At 41.7% G+C, this 16,776-nt stretch carries 14 protein-coding genes and 2 pseudogenes; 8 read left to right on the forward strand and 8 right to left on the reverse strand.

The genetic code is table 11. The features are described 5' to 3' along the window. Window positions 1-8: 8 nt before the first annotated feature. The gene (locus AC4MC0_RS04555; RefSeq protein ID WP_125273251.1) at window positions 9-1,250 is read right to left on the reverse strand and encodes a L,D-transpeptidase family protein; all 1,242 of its coding nucleotides are present in this window, start codon (window positions 1,248-1,250) and stop codon (window positions 9-11) included. A gap of 202 nt (window positions 1,251-1,452) precedes the next feature. On the opposite strand from AC4MC0_RS04555, the gene hemE reads away from it, so the two are divergent. From hemE to AC4MC0_RS04580, 5 genes and pseudogenes are all read left to right on the forward strand, one after another. Continuing rightward, window positions 1,453-2,523 (forward strand): uroporphyrinogen decarboxylase, encoded by a 1,071-nt coding sequence (hemE, locus tag AC4MC0_RS04560; RefSeq protein ID WP_058870041.1) that lies wholly within the window; start codon window positions 1,453-1,455, stop codon window positions 2,521-2,523. Between the two features lie 33 nt (window positions 2,524-2,556). Continuing rightward, on the forward strand, window positions 2,557-3,357 hold the full coding sequence (locus AC4MC0_RS04565) for a DUF817 family protein (protein ID WP_418655257.1): 801 nt from the start codon (window positions 2,557-2,559) through the stop codon (window positions 3,355-3,357). A gap of 146 nt (window positions 3,358-3,503) precedes the next feature. Continuing rightward, a complete protein-coding gene (locus AC4MC0_RS04570) occupies window positions 3,504-3,974 on the forward strand; it encodes a DUF3015 family protein (protein ID WP_004695672.1) in 471 nt (156 codons plus the stop codon). A gap of 69 nt (window positions 3,975-4,043) precedes the next feature. Next, on the forward strand, window positions 4,044-5,930 hold the full coding sequence (locus AC4MC0_RS04575) for an Lnb N-terminal periplasmic domain-containing protein (protein WP_335997375.1): 1,887 nt from the start codon (window positions 4,044-4,046) through the stop codon (window positions 5,928-5,930). Window positions 5,931-6,125: 195 nt separating this feature from the next. Next, window positions 6,126-7,501: pseudogene (locus AC4MC0_RS04580) on the forward strand (diguanylate cyclase). Between the two features lie 56 nt (window positions 7,502-7,557). Here the strand turns inward: AC4MC0_RS04580 and AC4MC0_RS04585 are convergent. The 6 genes and pseudogenes from AC4MC0_RS04585 to AC4MC0_RS04610 all read right to left on the reverse strand — a co-directional run bounded on the left by AC4MC0_RS04585 (window position 7,558) and on the right by AC4MC0_RS04610 (window position 11,777). Then, a complete protein-coding gene (locus AC4MC0_RS04585) occupies window positions 7,558-7,917 on the reverse strand; it encodes a cupin domain-containing protein (protein ID WP_335997371.1) in 360 nt (119 codons plus the stop codon). Window positions 7,918-8,003: 86 nt separating this feature from the next. Beyond that, window positions 8,004-8,552 (reverse strand): GTP cyclohydrolase I FolE, encoded by a 549-nt coding sequence (gene folE / locus AC4MC0_RS04590; RefSeq protein ID WP_171054237.1) that lies wholly within the window; start codon window positions 8,550-8,552, stop codon window positions 8,004-8,006. A gap of 93 nt (window positions 8,553-8,645) precedes the next feature. Further along, window positions 8,646-9,332 (reverse strand): Smr/MutS family protein, encoded by a 687-nt coding sequence (locus AC4MC0_RS04595; protein ID WP_335997369.1) that lies wholly within the window; start codon window positions 9,330-9,332, stop codon window positions 8,646-8,648. Window positions 9,333-9,584: 252 nt separating this feature from the next. Then, window positions 9,585-10,409 (reverse strand): SDR family NAD(P)-dependent oxidoreductase, encoded by an 825-nt coding sequence (locus AC4MC0_RS04600; RefSeq protein WP_335997367.1) that lies wholly within the window; start codon window positions 10,407-10,409, stop codon window positions 9,585-9,587. Window positions 10,410-10,441: 32 nt separating this feature from the next. After that, window positions 10,442-10,948: pseudogene (locus AC4MC0_RS04605) on the reverse strand (AMP-binding enzyme); the annotation flags it as partial. Between the two features lie 334 nt (window positions 10,949-11,282). Next, window positions 11,283-11,777: a 2,4'-dihydroxyacetophenone dioxygenase family protein gene (locus AC4MC0_RS04610; protein WP_335997363.1), complete on the reverse strand. Its 495-nt coding sequence runs from the start codon at window positions 11,775-11,777 to the stop codon at window positions 11,283-11,285. A gap of 344 nt (window positions 11,778-12,121) precedes the next feature. Between AC4MC0_RS04610 and AC4MC0_RS04615 the strand changes: the two genes are divergently transcribed. From AC4MC0_RS04615 to AC4MC0_RS04625, 3 genes are all read left to right on the forward strand, one after another. Next, a complete protein-coding gene (locus tag AC4MC0_RS04615; protein WP_491887297.1) occupies window positions 12,122-12,748 on the forward strand; it encodes an AAA family ATPase in 627 nt (208 codons plus the stop codon). 69 nt (window positions 12,749-12,817) lie between these two features. Then, complete coding sequence (locus AC4MC0_RS04620) at window positions 12,818-13,780, forward strand: IS30 family transposase (RefSeq protein WP_005401265.1); 963 nt, start codon at window positions 12,818-12,820, stop codon at window positions 13,778-13,780. Between the two features lie 233 nt (window positions 13,781-14,013). Next, window positions 14,014-15,852, forward strand: coding sequence for a winged helix-turn-helix domain-containing protein (locus tag AC4MC0_RS04625; protein WP_335998507.1), 1,839 nt, complete (start codon window positions 14,014-14,016; stop codon window positions 15,850-15,852). Between the two features lie 115 nt (window positions 15,853-15,967). Here AC4MC0_RS04625 and trpC read toward each other — a convergent pair whose 3' ends face one another. Continuing rightward, entirely contained in the window at window positions 15,968-16,774 is an 807-nt protein-coding gene (gene trpC / locus AC4MC0_RS04630; RefSeq protein ID WP_335998506.1) for an indole-3-glycerol phosphate synthase TrpC, read from the reverse strand. Window positions 16,775-16,776 lie beyond the last annotated feature (2 nt).

Consider the following 16,776-nt stretch of genomic DNA (forward strand, 5'->3'; position numbering starts at 1 on the left):
AAAGCCAATTATTCTAAGAATTTAACCGTTACACCTGACTTCACTTTTTTGCCAAGATCATTGGCATCCCAGTTGGTCAAACGGATACAACCGTGCGATGCTGTTTTAGAAATAGCTGAAGGGTTTGGTGTACCATGAATACCAAATGATTTTTTGCTTAAACCAATCCAGATATTCCCTACAGGACCATTTGGACCCGGTGGTAGAGAAAGTGGTTTTAAGTTTTTGCCCTGTACAAAGTTACTTGGTGAGTAGCTATACCAAGGATTTGGCGCAACACCAGTGACTTTATAAGTACCCGTTGGAGACGGAGTATCTGAGCTACCAATGGTTGCAGGGAAAGAACCGATCATTTGGTTGCGGCTGTTAAATAAATACAGCTGTTTTGCACCTTTGTGCGCAACGATCAAATGAATGTCTTCTGGCACTTCATTGCGGATATTGGCCACAATAATTTTTTCGCCCGCTTTTTTGAAGGTCGCTTTTGGATTTAACTTCTGCAAGAAGTCTTCATCCATATGGAACTTTTCACCCAACATTTCAGTCACACGGGTGTAATACAAACCTTTCATTTTGGCTTGTAGTGCATAATCGCGTGGAATTGATGCAGCATAAGGACCTTTTAGGTCTGCTTCGGTAATGGTGTATTCAATAAATGCAGGCTTAGAACCTTGGCTTGCCAGTAAGGCATCCCAAGTTTCTTTGGTTAAGGTGCCTGTTGCTTTTAAACCGCTCATTTGCTGGAACGAGGCAATGGCTTTGAGGGTATTTTTACCGCTCATGCCATCAATTGCACCCGGAGACGCATGTGCATTATTCAACATCACGTGAGCACGTGCATAGACAGGGAATTGGCCTTTACCAATGTTGTCAAACCATTCTGCACTGTTTAAACCATTTAATGTCCACGATGCTTTTGCTGCAGCAGGATTGGTCGTCGTGGTGGTCGGTGCAGTGGTGGTTTTGCTTGGTGCAGCACCAACGTCAGCTGTTTTATCTTCAGATTGTTCAAGTTGATCTAAAGTTTGCGAAGCTTGGTTTAAGTCTGCTTGTTCTTTTGCTGTAATTTGGCTATTTGCAACCGCAGTAGAAGCTGAAGCGACATCTGTTGCTAAAGGATCAATAGGATCTTGAACTGAAGTACCAATGATCTTTTTGGGCGTCAAAGGTTGTTCAGTAGTAGATGCAGCAAACGCTGTACCAGCAAGAATGCAACTTAAACTCATCGCGAGTATTGTGCGAACGAACATGTAATTCAACCTTAAGAATTATTCATTTACAAAGTAAAAACTAGTCAAGTATTACAGAAAAAAGATGGAGATGCAGTATTTGTTTTGTGTAAATATTCGTTTGCATCTTTGTCCTGATCGAATTTTAGTGTTATGAGAAGTTATTAAAAATTCGACCTTTTTGTTATGATGGTGAGCAAATTTAATTGAGATGGGAAAGTAAATGACGACGCTTAAAAATGATCGTTTTCTACGTGCTTTATTACGTGAACCTGTAGATACCACACCCGTCTGGATGATGCGTCAAGCAGGGCGTTATTTACCTGAATATCGTGCAACCCGTGCACAAGCGGGTGATTTCCTTTCGCTGTGTAAAAATAACGAATTTGCGTGTGAAGTAACTTTACAGCCTTTACGTCGTTATGAGCTCGACGCTGCCATTTTATTTTCAGATATTTTAACTGTACCCGATGCTTTGGGTTTAGGGCTTTATTTTGAAGCTGGGGAAGGGCCTAAATTTCATAAAACGGTTCGTACTGAACAAGATGTGGCGAATTTACCTCAGTTTAATGCTGCATCTGATCTCGACTATGTGATGAATGCAGTCAAGACGATCCGTTCAGCGCTTGGCGGCCAAGTGCCATTAATTGGTTTTTCAGGCAGTCCTTGGACGCTAGCAACTTATATGGTTGAAGGTGGTTCGAGCAAAGATTTCCGTTTCACCAAACAAATGATGTATGCGCAACCTGAAGTTTTACATGCGCTGCTCGATCGTTTAGCTGATGCGGTTATTGACTATCTAAATGCGCAAATTGATGCAGGTGCTCAAGCCGTACAGATTTTTGACAGTTGGGGCGGGGCATTGGCACACCGTGAATATTTAGAATTTTCTTTAAAATACATGCAAAAAATTGTTGCGGGTTTAAAACGTGAAAATGAAGGACGTAAAGTGCCTGTGATCTTATTCACCAAAGGTGGCGGTCAGTGGTTAGAGCCAATGGTGGCAACAGGGGCAGATGCTTTTGGTCTAGATTGGACTACGCCATTAAATGTGGCTCGCCAAACGGTGGCTGGCCGTGCGGCACTGCAAGGCAACCTAGACCCTGCAACATTATATGGTTCACATGAGACCATTGTGAAAGCCACCAAAGCCATGTTAGATGACGCTTATGCAGGCGGTGAGAAAACGGGTTATGTTGCAAACTTAGGTCACGGCATTACTCAGTGGGTTGACCCTGAAAACCCGAAAGCCTTTATTGATACTGTGCATGAATATAGTGCCAAATATCTCTAAGTTTCACAGCTTCAATTCAATTAGGGTTCATGCGTGATCACGATTTTAAAATCATGTTTTGAGTTCTCATCTAAGGCAGCTTCGGCTGCCTTATTTGGGATATTACTGTTATTGGCTTTTGCGTTCACAGCCAGTATGGGAAGTCAGGAATATTTCGGTTTTTTCCGTTATGACTATCTATTGTTTTATGCCGTGTTGATTCAGGTAGGTCTGCTGTATTTAAAACTCGAGTCTTGGGCCGAAGCCAAAGTGATTGCGTTATTTCATGTGATGGCGATGGTGATGGAAATCTTTTTGACCCATCCGCAAATTGCATCTTGGCAATATCCGCATCCCGCCGTGTTTAAAATTTTAACAGTGCCGTTGTTTGCAGGTTTTATGTATTCGGCTGTAGGCAGTTTTTTTGCGCGCTCATTACGTCTCTATCATGTTTCTTTTGAACACTTACCCCGTTTCTCAGCCATGCTAAGCTTGGCGGTGTTGTCTTATATCAACTTTATGTCCAAGTTTTTTATTCCCGATATTCGTTATCTTTTGTTTGCGTGGAGCATAGTGCTGTTTTGGAAAACCAAGATTGGTTTTGAATTACAGCAGCACCGTTTTCAACTGCCGATGTTACCCGTACTTTTACTGTTGGCCTTTATTATTTGGATTGCGGAAAATATCAGTACGTTTTACCAAATCTGGCTGTACCCAAGTCAAGTCGATGCATGGCATATGGTCGGTTGGGGTAAGTTGGGTTCTTGGTATTTATTGCTACTGCTCAGTCTGGTGTTGGTGCTGAAGATTTTAGGGAAACGAGACTTACGTGGCAGTTGGTCTTTATACCGCTAAAGCACATTTTTAAATATTCACTTCACTTTAGTATAATTTGTTTTGCGTTATGCGCTTGTTACCGCTATCTTACAAAGGTGTAGCTCAAAATACACACAATGGGAACAATAAAAATACTCGGAGATAATCGAGTCTGGAGAAACCTTATGTTGAAAAAAATAGCATTGGCTGCGGTTTTGGCTGTTGGTTCTACCGCTACATTTGCAGATAATGACGTCGGTTGTGGTATTGGTTCACAAATTTGGGCTGGCCAGTCTGGTAAAGTCGCTAAAATTTTAGCGGGTACAACCAATGGTCTTTTTGCTAACCAACTTTTCGGTATTACCTTTGGTACTTTAGGTTGTAGCGGTACAGGTACTGTGACTGCTCAGGCAGTAACATTTACCAACGAAAATGCGGAAGCATTGGCGCGTGATATGGCAGTCGGTGAGGGCGAAAGTCTAAATGTACTGGCTGAATTACTGAACATCCAGTCTGAAGATAAAGCACGTTTCTTTGAAGTGTCTAAACAAAACTTCGCAAAAATCTATTCAGCTGAAAACCAAGATGCGCTTCAAGTATTAGCATCTTTACAAGCAGTCATGGCAACGGATAGCGTATTAAAAGCATACGTTTAATTGCACCATAAAACCCTGCCATTCAGGCAGGGTTTTTCATATCTAAAAAAGAAGAATAGCTAACACTGCATGAAATCTGTTGTCCTCCTCTCAAGTGTGCTATTCAGCACCAGTATCTTTGCTCAAGCACCTAGCTCAGCCGAGTTTTATATTGAAAAAGCACAGCAGCTTAAGCTTGCTTCAAATGTGACGTGGCAACGTTTGATGTATGCCAATGCTTCAGGACAAAGTGAAGTCACCTACCGTCCATTTTTTTATAACGAATACGGACAAACTCAGCTCAAACAAGAGCTTGATGCCAATATTGCTGCACTTTTTACCCCAGCCGAAGCCAATCAATCGATTCAGTGTCGCTTTCCGGCACGTTCAAAATGGCTCATAGGACAACTGAATATTGCATCAAACCAACTGCCTAAAGCCTTATGTCCTGAGCTGGATGAGTGGCTTGGGCAAATTAAGCCGTATAAGGCGACTTTAATTTACGCCACGGACTTTATGGGCAATCCCAGTTCGATGTTTGGGCATACCCTGTTAAGGCTCGATCCTAAAGACCAAAAACAGCTGAACTTAGTTTCTTATGCCGTGAATTATGCAGCGACAGTGGCCAATAGTGACAGCTTTTCTTTTGCATGGAAGGGCTTAACCGGGCAGTACCCAGGTGAGTACTCACTCATGCCGTACTATCGAAAAGTGAAAGAATATGGTGATTTGGAAAGTCGCGATTTGTGGGAGTACGAGTTAGCCCTGACGCCAGAAGAAACCAAAACCATGGTTGAGCATATTTGGGAACTCAAGCATGTGCAATTTCCTTACTATTTTATCAGTGATAACTGCGCCTATCGTTTACTGGGTTTAATTGATTTGGTGCGGCCAGAGGTCAACCTACAAAAACAATTTAAAACCGCTGCGATTCCTGTTGAGACTATTAAGGCGGTCGATGAAAACCATCTAATTGCAGAAAGTGTTTACCGTCCAGCTTTAGAAACTCAGTTGTTGGCACAAGCCAAACAACACGGACAAGCCTTGGCAGCGGCTGCGCATCAGGTTGCGCAACTTAAACCTGCTCAAATGCAAGATTATTTGAATCGCTATGCCTTGGTGGATCAGGCACGTATTTTAGAAATGGCCTATGACCATGTGTATTTACAGTTAATTGCACAAAAGATTGCGGCAGAAGACGCCCAACCGCGTATTCGACAACTGCTGGGTTTGCGGAGTCAGATTGACTTGGAAAAGCAACGTCAAGTGGTCGAAGCGCCAAAAGTAGATCCAGTAAAAGGCCACCATGCGCGAACCGTTCAGCTTGAAGCAGGTGAGATACAAGGTGACACTTATTTCCGACTGAGCCATCGTCAGGCCTATCATGACTTGATTGACCCACAAGGCGGCTTTCGTTTGGGTACACAGCTTAAGTTTCTAGAAGGTAGCCTCGAATATCGCGATGATCGACTAAAACTGCAAGAACTAAATGTGCTGAAGGTCAATGCCTACAGTCCACTGACTGCCTTTAAAACACCATTAAGCTGGGGTTTTAACATGGGTTGGCAACAAGAGGCACTACTAGATCGAGATGGTGCATTTAGTGAACAGGATCAACACGGTGTATTCAATCTATCCAGTCAGTTTGGCTATAGTGTGGCAGATCAAGAGCGTCAACATTTATGCTATGCACAATTGCAAAATCATGTTCAAGCAGGCAAAGCTTTAGACCGAGGTTGGCGCGTGGGACTTGGGCCAACGGTAGGCTGCCAGAACATCTGGAGCGAACATATCAATAGTTTGGTACAGGTCGAGCTGCCATATTGGGAAGATAGCCATCAATGGCAAGTCAGACTGAATACACAGTTGCAATATTTATTCAATCAGCAAAATGCGTTGAGGCTTCATTGGCAGTATCAACAGCAAAAAGGCAAAGATTGGGATCAGACGGGTTTGAGTTATCTCCATTTCTTTTAGTTCGATCCTCTTTTCAAAGCTCCAATAAAGGGGCTTTTTTTATGAAAGTCATTGCTGTTAAAACAACCAAACGTGAGCCTTGCTTTTTATAAAGCGCTGAAAATGAAAGCTGATGGTGAAAATAAGTATTGAAATTTGTTATATTAATCACATAAATATCTAGTAAGTCTCAAAAATATATAATAGGTAAATTTTATGAATGATGAATGCATGGCTAAATTGGCCGAGCAATGGGGGAAAATTTGCCAACATTATTCAGTGAATGATCACGTTAAAGCGCAAAATTTTATTCAGAAGCATTCGTCTGTATTGGTTAATGAATTTTATAGCAATATTGTCTTGGAGCCTGAGGCTGCAGATTTTTTAAAGATGACATCATTCAACAACGTTTAAAAAACAGTTTAAACCAATGGCTCATTGAAAGTTTCGACGTGGCCGTGAATGAAGCTTATTATGCAGCAGTTGAAAAACAACAAAAAGTTGGGCAGGTACATGCGCGGGTGGGCATTCCTTCTTGGTTGATCATGCGCGGTATTCGTGAGATTGAGAACAAGATCTTGGAACTCTTGGCTGGACTTCCGCTAGAAAATAACCACCACATGCTAAGTTATATGCTGCAAATTATGGGTTTTGCGACAGAAATTATGTGCAGATCCTATGAAGCCAATACAGAGCGAAGCCATGAAGTTAAGCATAGCTATCGCTTATTTTCTGCAATGCAAGATGTCGCGGTACAAAAAGATAAGCAGCGCAGTATTTTGCTCGACTGGGAAAATGAGTTGATGTTCAAAGTCTTCTCCGAACACCCGCAGTTGCAACACATTGCTTTGTCTAAGTCGGAATTTGGTCTATGGTTTGTGCATAAAGCAGCGTATGCGTTTACAGGTGCAGAGCAGGTGGAGACCATTATCAGGCTGATTCAACAGGTCGATACCCTCAATTTTGACGTGCTCGACTGTCAGGATCAGGCTCAGAAGGTAGAACGCATTCAAGAAATTCGTGACGTGAACCGACAGATTCAGCATTTGGTCGATCAACTGTTTCAAGTGACCGAATATATAGACTCAGGCAATGACTCACTGACTCAGCTGTTAAACCGTCGTTATTTAAGTACGATTGTGTCGCGTGAATTTAATTTTGCCCGTAAAAATGATGCTGCGTTGAGCCTACTAGCAATTGATGCGGATTATTTCAAACGTATCAACGATAAATATGGGCATACCGCAGGGGACTTGGCACTGCGTTTTATTGCGGAAGTCTTGTTAGATGTAGCGAAGGGCAGTGACTATGCCTTCCGTGTCGGTGGCGAAGAGTTCTTATTGCTGTTGGTCGACAGTGATCTCACGCGTGCTTTACAAGTCGCTGAAACGATTCGTATGCGGATACAGGAAACCCCAATTCGCACCGCTCATGGGCAAAGTTTTAGTTTTACCGTCAGTATTGGCTGTACGGTTTATAATGGTCATCCTGACTATCAGCGCTTTTTAGACACTGCTGATTCGGCACTCTATGCCGCCAAAAATAAAGGGCGTAACTGTATTCATGTGACTGAAAAAGTCCTGAGTGTTTAAATCTCAGACTTAAACACGAACTGTTCTAAGACGTTTCAAATCGGTTGTTGAGGTGCTTATACCTCAACAATCACATAGTATTTTTTTACAGCTTCAACCACTTCAAATGTGCCGATAAAACTCGGTGGAATAATTCCTGCCTGACCTACTTTGACTTCAATGTAGTCTTGAGTGTGGGCATCATGAATACGGATGCAGCCTTCCATCACTTGAAAGAATTCTTGTTTATTGTCGGCAAATTGAATATTCCATGAGCCAACTTCACAGTGCCAAATCCCGCAGCCCATGTGTGGATGCTCGTACAGATTATAGGTCAAGCGCTGTGGGTTACCTTGAACTAAACGGTCTGAACGTGGAAAATCAATACTCTGTTCGCCTTGGGTCAAACCATGACCTGCTAACCAAATTGCTGACATTGCGTATTCCTCTAAACAAAAAATGAATCGTTCAATGATATATGCATAAAAAAAGCCCCAACAGAGGTTGAGGCTTTATGTTTCAATTAATAGCTTTCAGGGACTGCACTTAAAAACTCACGACGCTCTTCTTTATTGGTTTTAAAGTCACCAATAAAGGAAACGGTACGTGTAGTCGATTCTTGCTTGCCGACGCCGCGCATCATCATACACATATGTGCAGAATCAATCATAACCGCCACGCCACGTGCGCCTGTCACTTCTGCAACCGCTTCTGCAATCTGCTGCGTCAGATTTTCTTGAATCTGTAGACGACGTGCAAACATTTCTGTGATGCGTGCAAATTTAGAGAGTCCAAGGACATTGCCTTCAGGTAAATACGCAATATGTACGCGACCATAAAAAGGCAATAAATGATGTTCACAGAGTGAATAAAATTCGATATTTTTAACCAGCACCATTTCACGGTTGTCCGATGGGAACACCGCATTATTGGTCACTTCTTCTAAGCTTTTGCTATAACCAGACGTTAAATACGAAAAAGCTTTAGCAGCACGCATAGGCGTATCGAGGAGACCTGGACGGGTTAGGTCTTCACCAACGGCAGTTAAGATGTTAGCGTAGGATTGCTGCATAGACATAAGACGTGTTCACTTACACTGATATTGAACAAGGACGGCATTGTAGCAGAAAACTATTCCAATGCCTTATTTTGGACAAAAATCCGATTACTGTTTAAACTTTGGGTTCTTTTCAGCACGTTTTAGCAACACTAAAACTGCACCTGTGCCACCTTGTTTCTCTGGTGCACTTACAAAAGCCAATACATCGCGGTGTTGACGCAGCCAACCATTCACATAGGTTTTTAAAATGGCTTCTGGACCTTTGCCGTGTACAATTTTAATGACATTTTGATTTTCATCTTTGGCCATTTGAATGACTTGTAAAACTGCGACACGGGCTTCTTCAACGGTGCAACCATGCAAGTCGACTGCTTCAAACCAACGGATGTTCCCCGCTTTTAAATCTTCAAATACTTTGTGTTGCAGCGTAGCAATGCGATAACTGAGCGCGGCTTGGCTTGCTACAGGGTTGAGCATCGCTTGAGTATCGGACAGCTCAGTTGCATCGGTATGTATTGGGCCTTCAGCCGCTGCACGTTTTGCTAAAGTTTGTGCATCGATTTTTTTCTTTGGATTTTTTTCTATTTTGGCAATGTTCGCGGTCTCCATCTTTTGGACACCTTGCATTTGTTTTTGAAACAACGCGAAATCATCTTCTGGCTCGGGTGGAGCAACTTGAGCTTGGGCCTCAGACTGTTTGATGGCAGTCGAATGCGGATTGGTGATTTGCTTTTTAAAGTCTTTCAGTAAATTAAACTGTTCTTTAGAAAGCGATGAATCATGTTTGCTCATAGTGTCAGAAAAATACGCAAAATAAGAAATTAGGCGATAATTATAGTCTGATTTTCCCTATATTTGAACTGAATTGCATTCATAGAGATTTGCAAAAAATTGCATATCAAATGGCGAATAGTATTCTGCGGGGTGCTCAAGAGCACTGCTGTTCTGGAATAACTTAAAATGATTGAACCCGAGCAACCATTCTATCTAGATAGACAAATGATCCACTCGGGTTCAGGTTTGGCGTGCTAAGTCAGTCGTGACTTAACTTGCGCGTAAAGTACGGATGATTTTATCCAGTTTTTTATCGATTTGGTTACGATAAAGGTCAGGCAAGACCCGCGAAATTTTCGCAAGAATACGTGCTTGAGTACTTGGAATAATCATAAATTGGGATGAGAAAATGCCGTTGTAAATTTCCTGACAGGCCTTCTCTAGTGGGAGGCTGCCGCCAAGTTGTTTTAATGCCGCTGTGACTGGTGAACCATTTTTACGTTCGTCAAATACCATCGGTGTTTCAATTTCTGGCGGGCAAACCACGGCAACTTTAATTTTCTGACTGCGCAGTTCCATACGTAGCACTTCAGCCAAACCGACCACGCCAAATTTAGATGAGCAGTAACCCGTATAACCATAGCAACCGACCAACCCAGATGCTGAAGCAATGAAGACAACTTTAGGGCGTCTGCCTTGTTGGGTAGTTTGTTTTAAATAAGGTAATGCAGCATGAGCAACGTTACGGCTACCGACCAGGTTAATATTAATTTGACGTAAAAACTCTTCAGAACTCATGTCTTCAAAAGATTTTGCAATCACAATACCAGCAGAATTGATTACAAGATCAGGTGTACCCGCTGCAGTAACTGCTTCAGCAAATGCCTTTTCCAAATTGCTTTCATTTTGTACATCAATTTCAAAACCATGTACCGATGGTGACTGTTTTTTTAATTCAGTTAGTGCTTGCTCAATACCCGTATGGGCAAAAATACAAACCTGATATTTATCTTTTAATAACAGTTTGCTTAATGCAAGGCCGATACCGCTGCTGCCGCCTGTTACCCATGCTGTTCTAGATGTATTGTTTTTCATTTAAGAATCCTTCTAAATGTTTTAAGTTGGTTTTAAACAACTTCTTCTTTTAGCAAAACATCGCTAAATTTTGTACGAAGTTCTGCCTTCACAATTTTACCTGTACCGTTGATTGGCAGTGCATCTACAAAAATCACCACGTCAGGAATCTGCCAGCGGGCAATCTTATTATCAAAGTAAGCCAGCGCTTCTTCTTCAGTCAGTGTTGAGTTTTCCTGTCTTACGGCAATCAAAATTGGGCGCTCATCCCATTTCGGATGACGTGCTGCAATTGCGGCAGCCATGCGAATTTCAGGGTGACCTACGGCAATATTTTCAAGTTCAACCGAAGAAATCCATTCACCGCCTGATTTGATCAAATCTTTGGCACGGTCGCAAATGGTCATATAACCGTCTGCATCTAGGGTCGCGATATCCCCAGTGTCGAACCAACCATCGGCTGTGGTGGCACTTTTTTCTTGATTGAAATAATGATCGACAATCCAAGGCCCGCGGATTTGAAGATTACCTTGAGTATGACCATCGTTTGGTAAAGGATTTAGGCTACCCGAAATAGCATACCAAGATTCTAAATGACGGTGGTTGTTCCACGCGATCGTTGCAAGACGATCACCTTGGTTAAGATTAAATGATGTGAAAGCATTGGCTAAACGTTTGCTATTCTGTTGGACCTGTAACCAATTGGTGGTGGTCATTTGTCCAGTTACTTCACGTGAAAAAATAGAAGTATCTGCGTGGTACTTTGCCGCATGTTCGATTAAATTACTAATCAATAAAGATTGGTGCATCATTTTGCCAAACATTTCATTTATCCTTGGTGACTATTTTTCTAATAAAAAAGGCTATTTGCTGAAGCAAAAAGCCTTTTGGAATTTATTTGTCGCTAAATACAACATCCGAACCTGGTTTAATATAACGCGGCATTTTTTGCCCTGTATGTTCAGCCACGACGTGAAGAGTGAGCTCGATCCAACCTGCATCCATAATAAACATCAGTGAATCATCATCATTTAAGTTGACGTTCGCACCATTAATGACCATAAAGCCTTCAGCACCTTCTGGTGTTGCTAAAGTATGGATCGAACCTGCTGGTTCAAATAAATAGCTGCCAGCCGTTTGAACATCTTCAGGATATTCGACATAATGCCATGAACCTGCTGTTGTATAGAAATGTACAACACCGGTATGGAAGTGACGTGGAAGGATAGTACCCGGTTCAAAACGGGCATGAATGACCCAGACGCCATTATCAGGGTCTAAAAAGCAAGGTGTGACATGCACACCCGGTAGTGCATTTTTGATTTCGCCATCTTTGATGTTAATCGTTAATAATCGATCCTGATGTTTAACTGATTGTGCGATGCTCATGACAAACTCCTTGTATGTCTTGGAATCAGAATATGATATGAGATATCAATATCTAAGATTTCCTTAAGCCTGAGCATAACAATGTTTCAGAAAATGCAAACCACTCGAAAGAATGGAATTTACATTGTTTGATAAATGCGCGAATGAACAGTTTAAAATAGGGATTGGAATGGTTTTTGATGCTATTTCATATTGCTTAACTGCGGTGCCCCTACTAATTTATAAGTGTTTTAGACTGATGAACGGCATAACATGATTCGTAGAGGATGATGTTTTGCCAAATGCAAAATTCAGGGAAATGAATGTTGCAGATGTAATTGAATAAAAAGATTGGATGAATATACATGCAAGTGTTGAAGACTAAACTCAGTCGTCCGAGCATGCTGAATGGCAGGGCAATGCAACGTCCCCAACTGTTAAGTCAGATCGTGGACTATTGTCAGTCTTCTTTGGTTTTTATTCACGCCGCGGCGGGTTATGGAAAAACCACGCTGATGCATCAACTTTCAGAGTCTCTTTTAGCAAAGGGAAAGAAAGTCTGTTGGTTAACTTTGGATGATGATGAAAATGATCCTATTCGACTCTATCAATACTTGCGTTTAGCGCTTTTAGATTTAGAACCACCGCATTCGATCTCTTATGGACAGATCCATAAACAACACATCATTGAACTGACGCAAAAAGTTGCAGAAGAGGATGCTGACACAGTTTTATTTATCGATGAGTTTGAAGCATTAACAAACCCAGAATGTTTAAATATCTTTTGGTGGTTATACCAGTCTTTACCTGAAAATTGTCATTTGGTGATTGCTTCAAGGGTCAAACCCAACTGGAGTTTCGCGAAAGAATATCTATTAGGTCGTTTAAAGTGGGTCACAGAGTCTCAGCTGAGTATCAAACAGCAAGAAAGCAGTGCGCTTATTCAGTTTTTACAACCGCAGATTCAAATCCCAAGTGCGACACATTTGTAGTTAGTTGAAAAAGTTAGGTGTATTCGTAGAATCATTGGACTTTTTCAACTCGCAATTGGAAAGCACACAATGAAGAAATACACCCAACTTTCTCAAGATGAAAGATACGAAATTTATGCTACTTTGAAAAGTAAAAGTTCAATCGCTACCCTTGCTCGGGAGTTAGGGCGTTCACGATCAACCATCTACCGTGAATTAAAAAGAAATACTGGACAACGTGGATATAGAGCTCAACAGGCAGCTAAATTTGCAAGTCAAAGACGGTACCGTCCTTCATCACCCATGACAGCGTTTGCCTTCGCTTATATTGATTATTTGATTGGCTTGGACTGGTCACCAGAACAAATTTCAGGTGCTTTAACACAACGCTGTTGGCTGGATGTACCTTCACATGAGTGGATTTACCAGTACATTTATCAAGATAAATCAAAAGGCGGTAAACTCCATCTACACTTAAGGCATCAGAAGAAATATCGAAAACGAGGTTACAAAAACACGGATCGTAGGGGTCAAATCATTGATAAAACAAGTATTCATTGCCGAGACCAGGTCATTGATCAACGACAACGTTTAGGAGATTTCGAAGGTGACACGGTGATTGGTAAACATCATAAAGGTGCTTTATTAACTCTCGTTGATCGAAAGAGCCTGTACGTACATATTGTTCATTTAGGGTCAACGAGAGCATCCTCTCAAACGATTACTTGTGCATTAGATCGTTTACAGATGAGCCATGCTTATAGTGTGACATTTGATAATGGCAAGGAATTTTCCGAACACAAAAGAATTACTGATGCTGGCATAGATACGTATTTTGCTGATCCTTACAAGTCTATTCAGCGAGCTAGAAATGAAAATACGAATGGTTTAATCCGGCAATATCTGCCAAAATCGTCATCGTTTGATGACGTGTCAAACGAACAAATAGAGCAGATAGAATTTGCACTCAACCATCGTCCTAGAAAAACACTAGGTTGGCATACACCGAGTGAAGTTATGGCTGGTTTTTATACTGTTGCACTTGCCGCTTGAATCCGCCAACAACAAAACTTTGACCAGCTTGCTTTAAGCACTGAGCTTGCAGAACAACTGATTGATAAAACTGAAGGCTGGTTTACAGGCATTCAGTTCACCAATTTATATTTGAAAGAACATCAAGATATTCATGGCTTTATTCAAAACTTAAGTGGTGCGCACCATCAGATTGTAAATTACCTCAGTGAGCAGGTTTTTTACAACAAGACCCTGAAATTCAGCAATTCTTATTGCAAATTAGTGTACTGAGAAAAATTAATCCAGCTTTGGTCATCGCTTTAACGGGTAATCATGCTGCACAGCAGATTCTCGATGTCATCAGCCAAAAAGGCTTGTTCATTCAAGCGATAGATGAACAGCGTACGTGGTATCGCGTGCATCATTTATTTCGAGACTTTTTGCAATCGAAGTTTAAGCTTTTACAACCCGATGCATATCAGCAAATGCATCGTAAAGCGGCAGAATGGTTCAAACAACAGCGTTATCTGATGGAAGAGATTTATCACGCCCAACAGGCAGAAGATCAGCAGCTGATTTTATCATTGCTCAACACGGTATGTCGTGAACTGATCTTAGAAGGCCGACACTATACGTTGTTGGAGTTGGTCAAACAGATCCCTGATTCTGTCTTGCTGCAAAATCCAAATTTGCTCTATGACATTATTTGGACCTTGGTGCTGACGCATCAAGTGACCCTAGCCAATCATTATTTACAGCTCTGGCATAGTGTGGATCAACATGAAACCTTATTACAACATGAGGACCAATTAGGTTTAGCCCCTCTCATTGCTGTTTTAGAAGACAAGTTAGATGTGGCTTATCGCTTAGCGCAACAAAACTTAGCACAACTGCCAAGTACCGTTTATTTTGCCCGTGCTCTACTGATTGGGATTGGGGCTTTACATCACATTTGTTTGGGGCAAATGAGTGAAGCACGAAAGCTATTACTACAAACGCGCATTATCTATTTGCAAGGTCATAACCTATATGGTTTGGCAATGGTCGATTGTATTGATGCCCTTTGTGATTATTTATTAGGAAATTTAACGCTCGCGGCAGAAAAATTTACTCAAGTAGGGCAGAGCGAGGAATATCGTAACTTAGGTCTAGATGAAGACAATCAAGTGACCATTCTGAATATTCTGAGCAGCTTTAAAGCAGACCTATATTATGAAATGAACCAAATGTCACAAGTCGAAGCGGCATTAATGGATTTTAAGGGCGGCGGTAATCTGGCAATGCCTGATATGGTGATGGTCGGCCATATTTTGCAAATGCGACTAGCGACCTTGCATCAAGATCAAAGCGCGATACAAATGTGCTTGCACCAAGCACATACGCGTAGTAGCCAATGGTCATTACCTAGACTCGCACAAACTATACAAGCCTATGTGCAACAAGCAAGCCCGCTTTCTGCATTAGCTGATTCTGAGCAGGCAGCATTTCAGCCGTATCTAAATTTTACCCATTTGCTGCGTGGCGATGATTTAATGCTGGTGCGTCAGCAAATTTTCATGGGGCAAGCCGAGCAAGCCAAAGAATATTTAAGCCAACAGTTAGCATTTTTTAGGATTTATCCGATACGTTTTGTGCGTGTTCAAATCTTGTTTGCACTGGCTCTGTATCAATTGAAACAACATGAACAGGCTTTTGAAGCGCTACAACAAGCACTTGAAACCCTCATGCCGACTCAAGCGGTGCGGGTGATTCTAGATGAAGACCCTTTAATTTGGGATATGTTAAGTGGTCTAAGTCAGCATTTAAGTCGACAGAAGCAAAAGCATACAGTTGTATTGCTAGAATATATCCAGCAACTTCAAAAGCTCAATCAAGCTGAAAGCAGTGCTGAAGCTTTGATCGGAAGTTCTGGCCTTGAGGCTTTATCAAAACGTGAAGTCCAAATTTTAGAAAAATTAAGCCGTGGCTGTACTGATGCTGAAATATCCGAGTCGATCTTTTTGTCCATCAATACGGTGAAATGGCATCTGCGTAAAATCTATAACAAGTTGCAGGTCCGCTCTCGAATGGAAGCGGTGAATGAGGCCAAGAAGCAGGGCTTAATTGAGTAATTTAAAATTGAACAATTTTTTATATGTTACTGTTTAACCAGATCTTCAACAGCTTTTTGAAAGGACATATCACAAAGTATTCAGGGCAAGAGCATGCCTTACCCTGAATGTGCGATTAAAGTGTTTGAGGTGTTCCAAACAGCTCAGTAAAGGCGTGGTCTGGATGCGGCTGCTTCATAAAACTTTCACCGACCAAGAAAGCATGAATGTCATGCTCTTGCATCATGGCAACATCAGCAGGTGTTGCAATGCCGCTTTCAGTCACCAGTAGACGAGATGGTTCAAGCAGTTTTTTCAGACGAATCGAGGTGTTTAAGTCAACATCAAAGGTTTTTAAGTTGCGGTTATTGACACCCAATACGCAACGCTCAGATAGACGCAAAGCACGTTCAAGCTCTGCTTCATCGTGTACTTCAACCAAGACATCTAAATTCTGCTCAAAAGCTGTTTTCGACATTTCTTCGAGTTGTTGATCGGACAAGGATGCCACAATCAGAAGAATACAGTCCGCATGTAAAGCACGTGCTTCAATCACCCCATAAGGGTCAATCAGAAAGTCTTTGCGTAATGCAGGTAGGGCACAGTGAGAACGTGCAATTTGAATATTCTCATCGGCACCTTGGAAAAAATCGACATCGGTTAAAACTGATAAACATGCTGCACCTGCGGCTTCGTATTGTTGTGCGATTTCAGCAGGATCAAAGTTTTCACGAATGATGCCCTTAGATGGTGATGCTTTCTTAATTTCAGCGATCACACCCGGTTGTCTGCTCAGTAAAGACTTTGCAAAACCACGCACAGGAGTTGCCTCAAATGCCCATTCTTCAACATCTTTATAGCTACGTTGTTTGAGGCGTGCAGCAAACTCTTCCTGCTTGCGATCCACAATTTTGCCTAAAATCGTATTTGCGATATCTACCATGA

Source organism: Acinetobacter sp. CAU_H_S139_7 (assembly GCF_058599305.1).